The organism is Photobacterium satsumensis (assembly GCF_050336935.1).
In the GTDB taxonomy this organism is placed as follows: Bacteria; Pseudomonadota; Gammaproteobacteria; order Enterobacterales; family Vibrionaceae; genus Photobacterium; species Photobacterium satsumensis.
Window position 1 is genome coordinate 2,362,368 of the sequence record NZ_JAKJSK010000006.1, and the last position, 17,595, is coordinate 2,379,962.

The window sequence follows — 17,595 nt, forward strand, 5'->3', positions numbered from 1 at the left end:
ACATTTTGATGTGGATCGCACCTATTGCGGATAAGAGAAGCATCGCAGTTGATGGACACAGGGATTAAGTATGATAAAGCCACTGACAGAAGCGTCGACAAAGCAACCTCAAACGTTTTTGGATTTTCCTTTCGTTAATGATTTTGAAACGTTTACCGCCGATATTGCCATATTAGGGGTGCCCTATGGGATGCCCTACAGTGTTGATGGGATGGCCAATGATCAAAGCCTAGCGCCTGATCATATCCGAAACTGGTCGACGCTGACTGAAGTCTCCATGACATTAGAGAATTATGACTTCGACTTGGGCGGTACTTTGCTAGATGGAAAGGACATAGAGGTTGTAGATTGCGGCAATGTTACATCGAGTATTACCAACCCTTATGAACACTATGAAAATGCCGAGAAAGTCGCGCGTAAGATCTTTGCTGCCAATTCAGTGTTAATTACCCTAGGTGGCGATCATGGCGTCCCTATCCCTGTTATGAAAGCACTGGATGTGTTGGATACGGAAATAACATTGATCCATATTGATGCTCACTTGGACTGGCGTGATGACATTAATGGCGAGAGGAATGGCTATTCAAGTGTTATCCGACGTGCTTCCGAACTTCCTCATATCAAAGGTATCCATCAGATTGGTATGCGCGGCATAGGCAGTGCTAAAAATCAGGAAGTGAGTGATGCTATCGCTCACGGATGTTCGATTACAACCGCTTACCAGCTTCATGATTTAGGTATGGAAGAAGTACTCAAGACTATTCCTGACGGCGGAACTTATTATTTGACGATTGATGCCGATGGTATCGACCCAACCATTATGCCGGCTGTTCTTGCTCAAACTCCTGGCGGTTTAAACTGGGTTCAATTACATAAGCTGATCCACGGTTTGGTGAAAAAGGGGCGGGTAGTGGGAATGGATCTTGTCGAAATAACCCCTAGCTGTGATGTCGGTAATATATCTATGATCCATGCTGATCGCTTGTTGTGCAATTTCATCGGCGCGACAGTAAGAGCGGGGTATTATGATAAATAGGTAGTCACTCTGAAGTGACGGCGTCTTTGTCGCAGTGGAGACCAGTACCATATACACGTACCTGGGATGCCTTGAATGTTGCCGGGAATGTCGCGAAGTAATCTTAAGAGGTAAACGTCAACAGGACAGTTTTATATTTTGAACCCTTGCTTTGAAGCTGGGGCTTTCTTTTTTATCACTTATTTTTGAGTGCGGAATTTTACTTATGCCTATGTGGAATTATTAATAAATTAATAAGTTAACTAATTTTATGACGCTGACCCTAGAATATCGTCTTTCATAATAAGAAATGGATCAGGATGATTATATGGGTGGCGTTAAACAATTATATTTAGGTATGGCGTTAGCCGTGTCGATCCTTTTTGCTGGCGCATTAGCTCTGGACCAAGCAGTCTTTTTACGGTTGCTATTGGGGTTAGGCTTGGGTATTGCCTTAACCAAAGGGGCGATCGGGTTTGCGGGCAGTATTAATCGGGCTTATCGCCGGGGATCGACCCAGTTACTCCAAGCATTGATGCTGCTGTTTGTGGTGACCGCTATTATCAATGCCGGGCTGCTTTATGGCGCCGAGCCGGGTAGCTATAACCTTTGGGTGAACCCAATCAATGCTGGCTTGGTCGTCGGTGGCCTGATGTTCGGCTTTGGTATGACGCTCTCCAGTTGCTGTGCTTCTGGCGTAATGGTAGAGATGGTCAGTGATATCCCTAGGGCACTGACCACCTTGGTGGCTTTTGGTTTTGGGGTATTTATCGGCTTCCCGATCCAATCGTCGTCGTCTTTAGTGACGGACACATTGTTCTCGACGGCAAGTTACCAAGGACAGGGGGTATTCCTACCAGACTTGTTTGCGTGGGGCCCGCTGAACGGTTATTTAATATCAGTTCTGGTCACCATTGGCTTGGCGGTTTCCACTGTCTGGCTGGCTAAGAAATACCAGCAAAAGCGCCAGCAAGAGGGGACGTACCTCGGTGTGGAAGCAGAGCATAAAAGGGAGCCTCAGAATCTGGGCTCGGCAGAAAGCCAGCGCTTTTCTTGGTTGAGTAGCCTATGGAGTATGAATTCAGCCATATTGGTTATCGCACTAATCTTTGGCGTCATGATGGCAACAACTTCTGCGGGCTGGGGGGCATCGTCACCGTTTGGATTCTGGTTTGGCAAAGTACTGCTCGCTGTCGGTATTGACCTTGATGCCATCACCACGTTCACAGGGCGTCCGGCTCAGGTCTTCACCACGCCATTTTTCGAGCATGGCGTATCGGTGCAGAACTTAGGTATTTTGCTGGGTACCTTAGTCGCCGTGCTGTGGATAGGTAAGTTCAGCTCGCCATTTTCTGCCCGCTATTCATTGAAGCAATACATGCTATTTGCCCTTGGTGGGGTACTTATGGGGCTAGGTACCCGTTTTGCCAATGGTTGTAACGTTGGGGCGCTATATACCCCGATTGCCAACTTTTCACTATCGGGCTGGATTTTCTTCGCAACCATTATTGCTGGTGGGGTATTTGGCAACCAGTTTGCCAGAAAGATGAAGCTGATCCCTGCTGCGCCGCAGCGCCAGATGAAACCGGCAAGTGCCATGACTTGATCAAGTGATATTTGTCTGGCAAAAAAATAAAAATAAGCGGGCTGTAGTGGCCCGCTCCAAATAGCTTATTAGCACAACTAAAAAGGAATATCTATACCAGAAAAAGAAAAACACTTTCTTTGAGTTCGAGCGAATATTACATGCAGTTTATTGTTGCAACAATTAGGAATTGCCTATCGTTATAATAGGTAATTCCTTTTATGTTCTGAAAAAAGAAATCTAACTATATTAATTGTCAATAAATTCAGTATTTTAATTGTTTTTTGTATGGTTGTTTACGATTATGGTTTCAGGGGGAAGTGAAGTCTTCTGATACGGGTAATTGAAAGAGAATAATTTAAATAGTAGTATCTATAATTCTTGAACCAATGAATATAGTCATAATGAAATCGGCAGAATCAACAAAGCTAGATATTCTCATTGAAGAAGTAGAACACATTAAAAAAGAAAATAGAAAGTTGAAGTCACTTCTTTCAGCACTATTGTTTTTGGCTATTGTTGCCATTATCAAAACTCACATTTTTCGGTGATAGGGTAAGCCAACTATCTATCTTCAAACACAGTTTATGTAGAGTTTGTAATAAAAAAAGCTACTGTTGCCAGTAGCTTTTTTAACGAGCAAGGTGATGGTATTAACTAGGGTTGCTGCTCTTGGATGAGCATGTGCCCGCACCTGTATTTGAGATCGGGTGTTGGTAATTGCTGTGTAGCACCTTGAGGTTGTCGGATAGCGTCAACGAGAGCCTTGCCCATATCAAAGCATCGTTTTGAACCGGTATTAAGACAGAATCGGAAGATGACGGTAATCTGATCCGTATTGACCACATCGGACAAACGATCCCTAATACAGACATGCTGTCGATGGCTTTTTTGTTCGGGTGATAGTAATAAAGCCATCGCAAATGCGATGGTTAAGATCTGTGTTCCTAGTGTCTATAGATGGGATTATTTGCTGGCTGCAGTAATGCAACGTTCTTTCAAATCGCTGACATATATCCCTCTACTTTAGTCTTGCTCTTTATAAGTTAATTTATTATGAGTAATTGCAGTCATTAATATGAACCAGTAGATCACAAAAACAGTTACGGAAGACATTGTATTTTGCGAATGCATATGAGAAATAGCAGTAGTTTATAACACGTTTATGATGTTAGAGTTATTGGTGTACAATATAAATATTGGGAGGCTTATCTTTTTGGTGTATGTCAGGGCTTTTCATCGGGGTTAATTTATTAAATATTTAATGTTTTATTGTCATTTTGAATGGGTATCACGTCTTCAACCATGACAGTAAACAATTGCATTGCTAACTTTCCATGATGATAAATAGTTGCGAAAGCAAGGTTAGGTGTTTAAATGGAAAGCTTAAACTATGACAAAATAACGCGATACTTACACTGGATAATGGCTGTCATTATTATTTACGCCACCGCAGCTGGCTATGTTATGCATTTGGTGATTGATTCTCATCCAGCTTTTTTTCATTTCCTCTCAGTTATGAATATGTCTTTGGCTACGGTGGGTAGTGCGGTGTTCGTTATTCGTTGGTTTTGGAAGTACTTTAGGCCGCAAAGATCTTTCTCTGAGCGTCAAATTCCACGCTGGCAGCTGAACATGGCACATATGCTTCATGGCGTCATTTATCAGCTGATGTTTGTGATTTTTATCAGCGGATTCTTGATGCTCGATACCAGCTATCAGCTGTTTTGGCTGATAGAAATACCAAACCCTGTGACGTCCCAAGACATCAACGGATTCTTCTTTATTGTGCACCGAATCAGCTGTGCTTCTTTGGCAGTTGTCATCGTCCTGCATGCATCAGCGGCGTTGAAGCACCATTATGTAGCCAAGAACCAAGTCTTATTACGGATGGTTGGTCGAGCCAAGCCTTAAGGGAAAACAAATTAGGCTATTTGTTGCCTGTGCCAGCTCCTTTACACCCACTACTGACATAGATGTTAGATTTTGATCCTATAAGCTATCGAAATAGGTTTGATTATTGTGTATCCTCCTTTTTTGAACGTTGTTTTATTTGGTGTAGGTTGGTTACATGTTAAAGATTGTGTTGGTCGAGGATGATGAGAAGCTGTGCGAGTTACTGGCAAATTACCTTCGGCAACAGCAGTTTGAAGTGATCACAGTGCACGATGGGCTGCAGGCTCCTGATGTGATTATTAGCCACCAACCCGATCTCGTGGTGCTTGACCTCATGTTACCGGGCATGGATGGGTTGAGTATCTGCCGTAAGATCCGTGGCAAGGTACAGAGTAAAATTATGATCCTGACCGCCAGTGATGATGATATTGATCATGTTGCTGGGCTGGAAGTGGGGGGCGATGATTTTGTTAATAAACCGATTAAACCTCGTGTACTGCTGGCTCGGATCAGAATGTTGCTGCGCCGCCAGATCAATGACACCAATTTGGATACTGATGCAGCTTGCCAAGCGACAGGATCCGATGAACTGGAACACCGCTATGGCGCGCTAAGCATTAATCATCGTAGCCGTAACTGCGAAATGGATGGTGAAACCGTATGCCTGACTGACAGTGAGTTTAATTTATTGTGGTTGTTGGCAAGCCATCCCGACGAAGTACTGACGCGGGAGTTTTTGGTTATGGAAACCCGTGGCATCAAATATGATGGTTTGGATCGCACCATCGACAATAAAATTGTTACCCTTCGCAAAAAGCTAGGTGACAACCCGTCTCTACCAAGGAAGATTATTACAGTACGCGGCAAAGGATATTTGTTCGTGCCTGATCGCTGGTAGGGCTAGTCCATGAAGCGCCTCTATTTAGAGTTTTTTATTGGTCTGTCTGGCCTGTTTTTCCTATGCATTTTGGTCTTCTCTTTTGTGACACAGGAGCTGACAACAGACTATGAAGCCGAGCTGGAAATAAGCTATGTTTCCAGTGTTATGCAGATCCTGGATGATGTGGCTGCCCAACGTGGTCAAGCAAAAGCAGATAAGCTGTTGGCAGGATATGCCGAGCAAAGTCATTTGACTTATCAGGCATTTAGTTGGGATCAGCTAGGCTTCACACAGGCCGAACACGATAAACTCAGCCGGCGCGGCGCTTTGTTTGAAGATGAAAACCAATATTGGGTTGTATATGGAAATCAGGAGTGGGTGTATTTCCTACAGCCTGATACTGAGCAAGATCTGTGGCAGATGCTGGATCTGGAGTTCAAATTGCTCTGGGCGTCTTTTTTCGCCACGTTTGCGCTTTACAGTGCCATTATGCTGAAGATGTTGTCCAGTCGGTTTAGGAAGTTGGAAAAAGCCACAATGGCTTTTTCTGATGGAGACTTCAAAGTCAGGGCGTCGGAGAAAGCAGGGGATCGTGTCGGTAGGCTCAATGCCCGCTTTAACCAGATGGCAGATAAGATTTCCGAGTTGATCCAGAGTCATAAGCATCTGACCAATGCCATTGCCCACGAGCTCAGAACACCACTTTTCAGAATGCAATGTCAGCTCGATTTATTGGAAGAGTCAGCATTGAATACTGAGCAAAAAAATACCCTTGCCGGCCTCTATGAGGATGTCGATGAGCTTGAATCTTTGATTGAAGAGCTGCTGTATTTTGCCAAGATGGAACGCTCAGGTGTGACGCTACAATTGCAGCAGCAGGATGTGTCCGAAGTACTGCAGCGTACCCTTGTTCATTGCCAAAAGGATACTTCTAAACAACTGATCTTAGACTGCCCTAAGCGTTGCCTTTTTGATGTTGATGCCCATCACCTTGAACGTGCGGTCTCTAATATTATCCGTAACGCTTTTCGTTATGCTGAACAGTGCATTGTTGTAAAAGCCTTTTGCCAAGACAGTGTGTTGACGATTCAGATAGACGATGATGGCTGTGGTATTCCACCGGGTGAAAGAGAAAATGTCTTGAAGCCGTTTTACCGGGTCGGGACATCCCGAGACAGGCAATCTGGCGGTCATGGTTTAGGCTTGGCGATTGTGTCACAGGTCGTATCGCTACATCAGGGTGAGCTGCAGATCAGTGAAAGTGACTGTGGCGGGGCAAGGTTCATTATCCGTTTGCCTCAGGCACGGTGTCAGGTTGTTTAAATCAGGAAGAGGAAGCCACTGCTTCCTCTTTTGTTAGCTAGCAAGTGCAACAAGATGGAAGACCGCGACAATACCGGTGAGTTTATTCCTCATCGGTTGGTAATCTGCAGGGCTATTTTCTTTTTCGACTTCGCGTATTTTTTTCTCGGCAAACCAAATGGCGACAAAGCCAAACAGCAAAACCAGCACTGACCAGACATAACTGTCCGGTGAGTGCAGCAAAACGCCCCATGCGATGAGGGCGAACAGGTTACTGAGCAACAAGGCATTGCGGCTTAGGCTGGTTTTCATATGATCGATGGCATTCCCCCACAAAATACCAGAGAGAAAGCTGAGGGTAACCGCACTGTAAGCGATAAACACCTTGTGCGCACTGAGCCCGAATAGAGTTTTGTCAGCCCATATGCAGATAAGACTAAGCGCAAAAGGCACCAAGCCCAAATAGGCGAGACGGGTCATTATTTGATTGGGGCTTGAAGTCATAGCGCATTCCCTATTCATTGGCTTTTAAAAAGCATAGTTGAAGAGAACGCGGCTCAGGTTATTCTGGTGTTTAGTTGGATCCAGAGCGAGGGTGTTGGGCCGTTTTGCTCTGGTATTTTCTTAATACTTGGCTCCACAGTGGGACATAGAAATGGCAAATGCGGTAGAACAGATATGCGGTTGCTGAAAGTCCTGATAAGGATGCACAGAAGTGAATAGAAAGGCCAGCAGCAAGGCCAAGCAGCATTACGATCAGTGACAGTAAAATTGAGCGCCAGACATTTTCTACTAGATAGGCTGCCCATTGCCTGAAATTGGTATCCCTTAGCCTAAAGCGCAAAAAAACGAGAGTGATGAGATACAAGGCTGGGATCAAGCTGACTAGTGGCACTGGCCAGCCATGGTATAGGGTAAAACCAACCAGTAGTTTTCCCGAAACGGTATAGGTAAGTGCCAGCGAATGAATAAATTCAAACGGCAAAAGGCTTGCTGCAGTGAATAAGCACAGGCCAACAGTGTAAACAACCGAGCCAGAAAACAAGATGAAGTAAACCGGCATGCCTATGGCGAGGTGAGCTAAAGGCGCGAGTGTCATTGTATGCATCAGCCATTTTAGCCAAGAAGCATGATTTTCCATAACCACCTCCATATGCCTTGAGAGGATTGGACAGGCTGTTCTATCATCTAATGAACAAGCGAACATTGCAACTAAATGTATATTGTTGTTTGATGATAATCATGATGAGTGCCGTAAATAAGGGGCCTGCGCAACCTTTATGGCCAATTGTGAAGATTGTGTTGTTAATGCATGACATCAAGGCCTGAGAAGCATTACTATATCCCCGTTAAGACTACAGTTGAGATTAAAAATGAGAAAGCTTTCTCTTATTTCATGCGCTTTCGCTTTATTGTCATCCTGGCCTGTATTTTCGTCGACTTTGCCGGCTCCTGTTGCCTTTCAGGCGGTACCTGAAATCATGGTGCAATTTGAAGGTGCTTCAGAATACCGTAAGAAAGCCGTTACCTTAGGGCGTCTACCGCATAAAGTTGAGATGGGGAAGGCATTCCCTACTTATGTCGCTGGTGATGATGGAAAGCCCGTTTTGGAAACAGAGAACACGGTAACCGACGAGGTCGTTATAGCCCGTAATCCATCGCCTGTAGTTGGCGCAGTATATAACGAATGGTTAGTACCGACAGATGCATGGCTGGCTACATATGGTGAGCTACCCATGTTCGATACTTTTATGCCATTTAAACGGGTCAAAAGTATTAAGGCGATCCCGATTACTGAAGAAATCTTGCGTCTATTAGGTAGCCTTGATGGTGAAACAGCCGTTATCGAGGTGGAATGGAATGATGTAGGAATGAAAGTCTACCGAGAAGGATATCTGACTGATGGCGGTTACGGTATCGCTCCGGAAGAAATGCAGCAAACATATGAGAAAGTAGAATAATCTACCCAAGTTACTTGGCTATATAATCAAGAATACCAAGACGCTTCGTTATGAAAGTAACGAAGCGTTTTTTTATCTAATGAATTATATTTTTTCGGCACACATCACACTCAATAGTATTTGAGATGATTGTTAATTTAATTTTAGTGATAAGAGGATCGAACAATAATTACAAAAAACAAGGTGTAATAGCATTTATATTGTTTTGAGTCATTCTCTCCTGTAGTTTCTTTTTTTCATTTTGACGGTGCGTCAAAAATTTACTCATATTTAAATGGTGATATTTAATGGATGCTTTATTTAAAGAAAAAGTAATAGAAGTTATTGCGGAAGTATTAGAGTTAGAACTTGATGAAGTCGGTTTTGATGATGCTCTTGTTGATGACTTAGGAGCCGATTCACTGGATATTGTTGATCTGTCTTTTTCATTAGGTAAAACGTTTAAAGTTCAAATGCCCCAGAAAAGTGTTATCGCATATGCTTTGGAAATTACGGGTGAAGAGGGGGTGTTTGTTGTCAATGAACGGTTGACTGATCAAGGAGCACAGTTATTGCAACACAGCCCATTTAAATATTCTGCTGAAAATGTCTATGAAGGCGTTAGCCTGACAGATGTATATGTATCAACGACGGTATCGAATTGGGCTGATGTTTGCTTCGCCATAAAAGAGAGTGGCCTTGCTGGTGAAGAGGTCATTCAGCAGTATGTGTCTGCTTTTTGCGAACAATTGAAAGCTGCTGTTTAACTGAGACTTAAGGGTAATCATGGAAACTGTTGCCGTAACAGGGATCGGGGTTGTAACCGGAGACCACCTTAGTCCAGAAGGTCAATTTTTATCGTTATATAATGGAGAGTCAACAATAAAAAGGGATGTACGACTCTCTCAATTAGGTATCGATAATATTGCTAGTTCACCCATATCTTCCTCTGTTATTTCAAAACTTAAAGATAAACATAAAGTTGGTGATGAAAATTGTTATGAAGGAAATTGCATAGCTTTTGACGCGGTTAGCCAGGCAGTTAATTCTGCAAGGTTAGATGATGGGAGCATAAATAAATCCGGGCTTTTTTTGGGGATAAATAAAATATTTCCGGATGAACAAGATTTAAATGTTTTATGGGATATTTATCAAGAAAGAGGTATTTCTGACTGTGACATGTCACGGGTACTGCAGCGATTAGAATATTTAAATCCTGATCAAGTGTCTGAATATATTTCATCACGGCTGAAAATTGATGGACCGAATTTAGTCTTTGGCGATGCGTGTGCTGCTGGTGCTGCAGCAATAACGTCAGGTTACCGACGTATTCAACAAGGCCAGTTAGACGTCGCGATTTGCGGTGCAACTGAATTCGGCACCCAGCCAATTATGCAGTTGCTATTTACCAAGCTAGGAGCCACCAGCAATAACGTTTTTCCTACTCCAGATCAGACATCAAGACCGTTTGATAAAGAGCGTGCCGGATGTGTCTTGGCCGATGCAGCCGCGTTTTTGGTGTTGGAAAATGCTGATCATGCCAGACGCCGTGGTAAGAAAGCACTGGCATATATACGAGGCGCCTCTCGGCAAATCGAATCCTACAAACTGACGGCAACCAATCCTGATGGCAGTTTGTACCGGGATTGTATTGAGAATGCGTTGGCAGATGCTAATTTGCCGCCGGATGCCATCGATCATATCAATGCCCACGGCACCTCAACGGTCAGTAATGATCAGGCGGAGTCTCGTGCGATTGCCAGCTTGTTTCCTAAGTCAACCTCTGTGACATCGACGAAGTCAGCCCTTGGGCATTCGCTTGCTGCCAGCGGAGCTATCGAAGCGGTGTTGTCAGTATTATGTATTGATAAGCAGCAGGTGCTCCCTACGCTTAATTTCACTGAATCTAAGCCGGATGAGCCTAACCTGAACATTGTCAAGCAAGGAAGCCCCCAAGTCATAAGCCATATTTTAAGTAACTCCTTTGGATTTGGTGGGGAAAACTGCTGCTTAATTTTTTCCAAGGAGTGTCCGTAGATGCCCGTTTATTTAAGACAGGGACAGCAACAATTACCTGAGAATATGGGGTGGGAGGTATTCTTCGCGCAAGCGCCTTTTCCTGTTACAGCCATTGATAATAATACAAGCCTAGGGCTAGCAAGTCAGGCTGGCTATTTGAGAGATACGGATCTTAAACAAGTCGGGGTGTCCCGCATTGTTCGCAAGACTTCAGAGAAACAGTCTCGGTGGGTGATTGAGAACACGGTCAACAGCTGGCGCATGCATTTTGGTGAGCGATTAGCGGATGAGAATACTGGGCTGTTTCTTGGACTGGGAACCGTTGATTGTGATGATGATGGCGAGCAAATCTCCTTTCAAGGTGACTACGCTGAACTGGCTCGAGAAGGGCTGTCACAAATCAAACCGCTGTCCGGCCTGACACTGCTAAATTCAACAACGGCCAGTCATATTGCTGAGCTGTTACAAATAACTGGTGTAAATGGTGTGTATTCGCCCCATGCGGATGCCGGCGGCAATGCCATTGCAGAGGCGTATTACAACCTTTGCGAAAACCAGTGTGATATCGCATTGGTTTCTGGGGGAAGCCCAAAAATAACCCCTTGGTATTTCTTGGCATACCAATCGGCACTGGCTGGTTTTTCTACCCAGTATTGGTTTCCAACGGAAGCGGTGGCGACCGCATTGCTCAGTAGCACACCTCAATCTGCCGAAGGATGTTTGTTGGGTGTTCAGCGCGGCTTTAGTGCTGACTTTGACGTAAATAATCATTCACTCGATCAGATTTCGCTCCATTTATCACTAAGCCAGAAAGATCAATCTTCAGCAAATCTGCTGCAAGTCATTCATGTCGGCCTACCTGAAGTAGCGCAAAACTCGGCCGCGTCACTCAGCCGATTCTTCCCCGGCTCTTCACATTTGTTGTTAGATAAAGTCATCGGTACTTCAGGCCCTGCCGGTGCTGTAATTGGGGTGAATCTGGCGCTAGAAATCCTCAAGCGGCAGGAGATGCTGAGTAATGATCTAAGCCCTCTCAAGACGATTGGTTGTGAGCCCGTTGGCTGCCGACATGTACTGGTGGCCTGCTATGGCCTGCAGGGGCAGCAGGTGTATTTTTTGGTTGGTGATGTCACAGACGCACAAGTGCTTGATGGTGATATAGAAGGAGCGGGGCATGACTAATCAAAAAGTCGTGATCACAGGGATGGGAGTGATCAGCAGCTATGGCTATCAGTTGGCAGATTTTTGGCAGGCAGTTTCTCAGGGGCAGAGCGGGATCACCCAATGGACGAGTGTCGAGGGCACTGAGTTTCCTGTTCAGTATGCAGCGCCAGTTGATACCCGCGATATGTTAAAGGCGTTCCCTGATTGGCAGGGGGAGGCCGAGCCATTAGAGCGGCGCGTATTGTTTGGGGCGGTAGCAGCGCAGCAAGCGTTAGCCGATGCAGACATTCAATGCAGTGAAGGCATTGGTGTGTTTAGCTGTAGTGGTGTACCGGAAATCAATGATACTGAGTTAACTCAGCTTAATCAGCAGGGCATCCAAGCCATATCGCAACAAGCTGTGAACGTTCAAGCCAATCAGTTTTCGGCACTGCGCAGCAGCAATGACAATATCAGTGTCCGCATTGCCCGGCAATGTGGGACGACTGGACCGGTTGTGAATATCAATGGTGCGTGTGCTGGTGCAGCACAGGCGATAGGCGCAGCCTTCAAGGCGATTAGGCGAGGGGAAATTCAGCAGGCATTGGCCGGAGGGGCGGATTCGGTATTGAATGCCCGTACGATGTCGGGGTTGTTCTTGCTTGGGGCGACGGCGACTGCCAGTCACCGGGGAAACAAACTTTGCAGTCCATTTGACAGCGAGCGTGGTGGTCTTGTTGCCGGGGAAGGTGGAGCCTATCTGGTACTAGAAAGCGAAGCTTCAGCCAAGGCCCGTGGTGCCCGGATATATGCTGAGGTACAAGGGTATGGTAGCTCGTTGGATGCCTATAAAGTCACGGCACCGCGCCCTGATGGCAAAGGGGCGCTGGCTGCGATGACAAGCGCATTGTCAGATGCGGGACTGGCTCCTGAGGCGATTGATTATGTTAATGCCCATGGCACCTCAACACCGCTCAATGACAAAATTGAGACTGCGGCAATAAAAGCGCTATTCAGCCACGGTGACGACAGCGTGGGTGAATCGCCTTCTTTACCCTTGGTTTCTTCCACCAAGTCTATGATTGGGCACTGGATTTCGGCAGCGGCGGCTCCTGAGGCTATCGCAACGATTCTGGCAATATACCATGGTCTTGTTCCTCCAACGATCAACCTACAGTCACCGGATCCTTTATGCGATCTTGATTATGTCCCGGATGTGGCCAGGCCATATCCTCTGACGCACTGCCTGTCTAATTCATTCGGCTTTGGTGGCATTAATTCCTGCTTGGTATTTGGTACTTACAATGAATAAATCTGCAATTGCTATTACCGGCTTCGGTGTGGCCCTTCCTGGATTGGAGGCAAGTCCTGATGGGCAAAACCAATCAGTTGAAGCTTTGATCCCACGCAGACTGCGTCGCTTTTCGTCCCGGGGAACACCTGCAGCGGTCAAAGCATGTCAGCTGGCGGTTGAGAGCAGTGGCCTTGAGGAGCAAACCCTGCGCGACAGGGCGACCTTATATACCGCACAAAGTGGTTATCAGCATCCCGACTTTGATGACTTTATCGACGCTCTGAAGGGCTGGGACCAGCACGGAGATACTTCCCTGATTGCAACATTATGGCAGTCCCGCCAAGTCAATCCTTTCTTAATCACCCGTGCTCTGAGCAATAACGTGGTCGGTTTAATTAGCCAAATATGGCAGTTGAAAAATGACGGAGTGGCATTTATCCGTGATCAGGCCGGTTCCGCCGCAGCCTTGGATGAAGCGTGTTTCCAGTTGCAGGGAGGATATGCGGATGTGGCCATCGTGGTGATGTCAGGGTGTGCTGAAGATTGCTATTCAGCCGTCGCCGAGCAGAAACCATTTCCCCGCAATGATGCAAATTCAGGTGCCGCTGTGTTGATTCTTGAGTCAGAACAACATGCCACACAACGCGGTGCTGATGTACAGGCATGGCTGGATGATTATACCGCTAATGCGGGGCAAGCAAATTGCCCGCTTGAGGGGCCGAAATTTTGCGAGCAGAAAGGGTTAGAGTGGGCTGGTATTGTCATGACCGTCGCGCAGAGCATACAGCACCTGGTCTCTGATCACTTTCGTGGCTCATGGGCGGTTGAGTCCAGTAGTGGCAACAAACGTAAAGCGCTGGCAATACTGAAAAGGGGTATCGAATGAACCACTATTTGCAATACTGCAAGCCATCACTATCCAGTGCTTTGAGCAGTATCGGGTTGGATAAAACGTACCATCGTGCCGAAGGACAGTATTTATATTACTCAGATAGCCAAGGTAACGAAAAAGCGGTGCTGGATTTACTGGGAGGATACGGCGCTGTATTGCTGGGCCATAATGACCCGGCATTAAAGAAACAGGCCATTGAGCTGTTGCAAGCCGACATTCCAATGCATCACCAATTTTCAATACGCAGCGGTGCAGGGGTATTAGCTGAAAAGCTTCAGCCGATACTGAGAAATGAAACCGGTTGGCAAGAAGCATTCCGTTGCGCTTTTACTTCGACCGGGGCGGAGAGTGTCGAGATAGCGATCAAGCACAGCGAAATGAACCGTGGCCACAAACTGGATCTGCTCTCGCAACAGTCTGAACGGGCATTGGATCAAATTATGCGGGCATGGAGAGAAGATCCTGCCTTGTCATTATCGCTTTCTGAGGCTCAAGAGCAGTCCCATCCTGAATTAGCTGCTGATTGCAATGACATAGTGTTCAACTACATCAGAGAGCACAATGCGCTTTTATTGCAGCAACAGCCTGTTTTTATTGCCTTGAATCATGCCTTTCACGGCAAACTGACCACATCTATCCAGCTAACACACGGTGAAATGTACCGTCAGCCTTTCCGTCGTTTGGGCTTACGGACGGAGTTTGTCTCTATACCTCAGCTAGCAGCGCTGTGTCATGGTGATGCGCCGTGGTTGGAGCAACCAATGCTGTTGCTGCCCAAGAAAACCAAACAAGGCTGGGTTATCGAAGAGGTTGCTGCCCCTATTGTTGCTGCTGTATTGGTCGAGCCAGTGCAGGGCGAGGGCGGCGTGTATGCCTTGACCGAAGCGGATGCGAAGATACTACACCGGGTGAGGGACATCCTCGATTGTCCGTTGATTGCCGATGAGGTTCAGTCGGGCAGTGGCCGTTGTGGTTCATTCCTCGCGGGTAGTCAAATTGGGTTAAAACCTGATTATGTCGCACTGTCAAAGGCGCTGGGCGCGGGGTTATCCAAACTTGGGGTGGTTGCTATTCGCTCGGGCCAATATGTCGATGGCTTTGATATCTTGCAAAGTTCAACATTTGCCGAGGATGAAATGTCCTGCCAGTTGGCCGCGGCTTATCTTGACCGTCTTGCGGAAGGGGAGGGCCGTGTACTTTCAACGGTCCGAGCGTTGGGGGAGACACTGTTTTCTGCTTTGAAGGGGCTGCATCAGGCTTATCCTGATGTGATTAAGGATATTCGCGGTAAAGGGTTATTACTCGGTATCGAATTCCAGCCTCAGGACAATGCAGCTGCACATTTGATCCGGACATCTGCCTACCAAGGGGCCTTGGGCTACCTGTTAACCGGGCACTTGCTGAACGAATACGGGATCAGGGTTGCCCCACCGGCCAGTGCAGGCAGTGTGATCCGGATAGAGCCAACCATTCTGTTGACCCAACAACATATTGACGAGCTTATGTATGCCCTTGATCGTGTGTGCTTGGCTTTGAGATACCAAGATACAGGCTACTTGGTGCATTTTCTGGCACATGATGAACCGCATCCTACGCGCGAGCCGCAGGACTTTCGATCTTGGTATGCCTCACTTGGACTCGATGTCGATTATTCACAGCCGGCCGATAGTAAGGTGGCCTTTGTCAATCACCTGATTTCCAGTGATTGGTTACGCCAGGTAGATGCATCCTTGAAACATTGGACAGATGAGCAGTGTGATGAGCTGGTAAGGCGATTTGCTTTTGATAAGCGAGTCGCCCCATTTGCGCCGGTGAGAGTGCGTTCAGCCAAGGGACAGAGCGTGGATTTTGTTTTGTATCCGATTAATGCGACGTCTCAGCAAATCAGTGAGCAGCTTGAAGATAATCAATTAGAGCCACTGCGTGCTGCGATTGACGAAAGGTTAGCGGCAGCGAAAGCTGATGGTTGTAGCCACGCTGGGCTGGGGATGTTTACGTCCATTGTGATGAACAACGGAAAGGCAGCGCAGACGGCAGGTATTTCCCTAACCACAGGAAATGCACTGACCATCGCTATGGCCCATGAAGCTTTACTCAAGGCGGCCGCTCAGCGAGGAAGTCCGCAGAGATCTGCAGCGGTTATAGGTGCTGCCGGCAATATCGGTTCGGTTTACAGTTTGCTTGCTGCAGAGCACTGGCAGCAATTGATTTTAGTCGGCAGTGGCCGACAAGGATCGGTGAAGCGTTTGCAGAAAGTTGCTTACCAAGTTTATCAAGCCGAGTGGGAAAGCCTGTTAGCGACAGAGCTGCCAGCGACGGGTATCGCCGCTGTGCTGCAGCGGTACACTGACGCGATTCGTATCAGGCTGCAAGCCATGCCCGATAAAGTCGTTGGTGAGGTCATTTTTGATTGGTGTCAGCAGCATATAACAGATGCGCCGGTGCTGATCTCAACCGATCTCGCTGTTATCTCTCAAGCCGATACTGTTATCTGTGCATCGAATGCATCTGATGCCTTTATTGATATCAGCACCATTCAGCAAAACGCGATTGTTTGCGATATTGCGGTCCCGCATAACCTCTCTGATAGTGCTTTGGCTGCGCGTCCGGATATTCGTTGTATCCGAGGCGGGATCGTACAGACCCCCAACAATGAAAGTTTGGATCCTAGAGTGCGAGCCTATCTTGCTGAAGGCCAGATTTATGCCTGCATGGCAGAAACTGTCGTACTTGGTATGGAGCAGTATCCCACTCATTACTCATACGGAAATTTAACCAAAGCACAGGTGAAGTGGATTGCGCAGCGAGCGCGTGAGCACGGTATGAAATTGGGTACGGTCAAGGTAACGGAGTCGATGTAATGGAATGGAATGAAAGCAAGACAAGGCCGGTTGCCTTGATTACCGGGGCGACGCGCGGGATTGGGCGCAGCATTGCCTTGGCGTTTGCAGACAAGGGCTATGACATTGCCTTTTGTTACCGTAGCAACCAAGCCGATGCGGTCTCACTGATGGCAGAAATAGAGGCCGGTGGTAGCCGGGTGTTCGCCCGCCAGTTGGATGTCAGTGACGAGCCGGCCGTGATAGCGCTGTTTGGTGAGTTAGAGCTGCAGTTTGGCCGCTTGGATGTACTGGTTAACAATGCTGGCCAGACCCGGGATGGTCTTTTGGTCAGTATGGAAAAATCAGATATGGATGAGGTGCTGACAACCAATGTCGTCGGCCCCATGCTGTTTTGTCGCGAGGCGGTCAAGTTGATGCTGCCAGCACGAAGCGGAAGCATCGTGAATTTATCGTCTATTACAGCGGCCAAGGCGAATAAAGGGCAAACAAACTATGCCGCGTCAAAGGGCGCGGTTGAAGCGCTTACCCGGGCGTTGGCGGTCGAAGTGGGCAAAAAAGGCATTCGGGTCAATGCGGTTGCGCCTGGTGTGATCAAAACAGAAATGACCGGTGAGTTGCTGGGCAATTTTGAAAAGCAATTAAAACAACGTTTGCTCGCCAAGACGTTCGGGGAGCCGAATGACATTGCCAAGGCGGTATTGTTTTTAGCCAGACCCGATAACCACTACATCACAGGTCAGGTACTGACTGTCGATGGCGGGCTTATATTGGGTTAGCAGGGGAAAA

Annotated in this window: 15 protein-coding genes; 13 read left to right on the forward strand and 2 right to left on the reverse strand. The window is 46.9% G+C overall.

Going from position 1 to position 17,595, the window contains the following annotated elements:
- The first annotated feature begins 70 nt into the window (after window positions 1–70).
- From L4D79_RS10685 to L4D79_RS10705, 5 genes are all read left to right on the forward strand, one after another.
- A complete protein-coding gene (locus L4D79_RS10685) occupies window positions 71–1,036 on the forward strand; it encodes an agmatinase (protein ID WP_428651093.1) in 966 nt (321 codons plus the stop codon).
- A gap of 307 nt (window positions 1,037–1,343) precedes the next feature.
- A complete protein-coding gene (locus tag L4D79_RS10690) occupies window positions 1,344–2,621 on the forward strand; it encodes a YeeE/YedE family protein (protein WP_428651096.1) in 1,278 nt (425 codons plus the stop codon).
- Between the two features lie 1,356 nt (window positions 2,622–3,977).
- Window positions 3,978–4,514, forward strand: coding sequence for a cytochrome b (locus tag L4D79_RS10695; RefSeq protein WP_428651099.1), 537 nt, complete (start codon window positions 3,978–3,980; stop codon window positions 4,512–4,514).
- Window positions 4,515–4,671: 157 nt separating this feature from the next.
- A complete protein-coding gene (locus L4D79_RS10700; RefSeq protein WP_428651102.1) occupies window positions 4,672–5,394 on the forward strand; it encodes a response regulator in 723 nt (240 codons plus the stop codon).
- A gap of 9 nt (window positions 5,395–5,403) precedes the next feature.
- Entirely contained in the window at window positions 5,404–6,699 is a 1,296-nt protein-coding gene (locus L4D79_RS10705; protein ID WP_428651105.1) for an ATP-binding protein, read from the forward strand.
- Window positions 6,700–6,732: 33 nt separating this feature from the next.
- Here L4D79_RS10705 and L4D79_RS10710 read toward each other — a convergent pair whose 3' ends face one another.
- Both L4D79_RS10710 and L4D79_RS10715 read right to left on the reverse strand, forming a co-directional pair.
- Entirely contained in the window at window positions 6,733–7,182 is a 450-nt protein-coding gene (locus L4D79_RS10710) for a DUF3429 domain-containing protein (RefSeq protein WP_428651108.1), read from the reverse strand.
- Between the two features lie 70 nt (window positions 7,183–7,252).
- Complete coding sequence (locus L4D79_RS10715; protein WP_428651110.1) at window positions 7,253–7,819, reverse strand: hypothetical protein; 567 nt, start codon at window positions 7,817–7,819, stop codon at window positions 7,253–7,255.
- Window positions 7,820–8,051: 232 nt separating this feature from the next.
- Here L4D79_RS10715 and L4D79_RS10720 point away from each other — a divergent pair, with 232 nt between their 5' ends.
- The 8 genes from L4D79_RS10720 (at window position 8,052) to L4D79_RS10755 (ending at window position 17,585) form a co-directional block, all read left to right on the forward strand.
- Window positions 8,052–8,639, forward strand: a complete 588-nt coding sequence (locus L4D79_RS10720; RefSeq protein ID WP_428651112.1) for a hypothetical protein — start codon at window positions 8,052–8,054, stop codon at window positions 8,637–8,639.
- Window positions 8,640–8,926: 287 nt separating this feature from the next.
- On the forward strand, window positions 8,927–9,385 hold the full coding sequence (locus L4D79_RS10725) for an acyl carrier protein (RefSeq protein ID WP_428651115.1): 459 nt from the start codon (window positions 8,927–8,929) through the stop codon (window positions 9,383–9,385).
- Between the two features lie 19 nt (window positions 9,386–9,404).
- Window positions 9,405–10,655, forward strand: a complete 1,251-nt coding sequence (locus L4D79_RS10730; protein WP_428651118.1) for a beta-ketoacyl-[acyl-carrier-protein] synthase family protein — start codon at window positions 9,405–9,407, stop codon at window positions 10,653–10,655.
- Window positions 10,656–11,819 (forward strand): beta-ketoacyl synthase N-terminal-like domain-containing protein, encoded by a 1,164-nt coding sequence (locus L4D79_RS10735; protein ID WP_428651120.1) that lies wholly within the window; start codon window positions 10,656–10,658, stop codon window positions 11,817–11,819.
- On the forward strand, window positions 11,812–13,092 hold the full coding sequence (locus L4D79_RS10740) for a beta-ketoacyl-[acyl-carrier-protein] synthase family protein (protein WP_428651123.1): 1,281 nt from the start codon (window positions 11,812–11,814) through the stop codon (window positions 13,090–13,092). The genes L4D79_RS10735 and L4D79_RS10740 overlap by 8 nt, the downstream gene beginning before the upstream one ends.
- On the forward strand, window positions 13,085–13,960 hold the full coding sequence (locus tag L4D79_RS10745; RefSeq protein WP_428651126.1) for a beta-ketoacyl synthase N-terminal-like domain-containing protein: 876 nt from the start codon (window positions 13,085–13,087) through the stop codon (window positions 13,958–13,960). The genes L4D79_RS10740 and L4D79_RS10745 overlap by 8 nt, the downstream gene beginning before the upstream one ends.
- On the forward strand, window positions 13,957–16,827 hold the full coding sequence (locus L4D79_RS10750; protein ID WP_428651128.1) for an aminotransferase class III-fold pyridoxal phosphate-dependent enzyme: 2,871 nt from the start codon (window positions 13,957–13,959) through the stop codon (window positions 16,825–16,827). The genes L4D79_RS10745 and L4D79_RS10750 overlap by 4 nt, the downstream gene beginning before the upstream one ends.
- Window positions 16,827–17,585 (forward strand): SDR family NAD(P)-dependent oxidoreductase, encoded by a 759-nt coding sequence (locus tag L4D79_RS10755; RefSeq protein ID WP_428651130.1) that lies wholly within the window; start codon window positions 16,827–16,829, stop codon window positions 17,583–17,585. Before L4D79_RS10750 ends, L4D79_RS10755 begins: the two co-directional genes overlap by 1 nt.
- Window positions 17,586–17,595 lie beyond the last annotated feature (10 nt).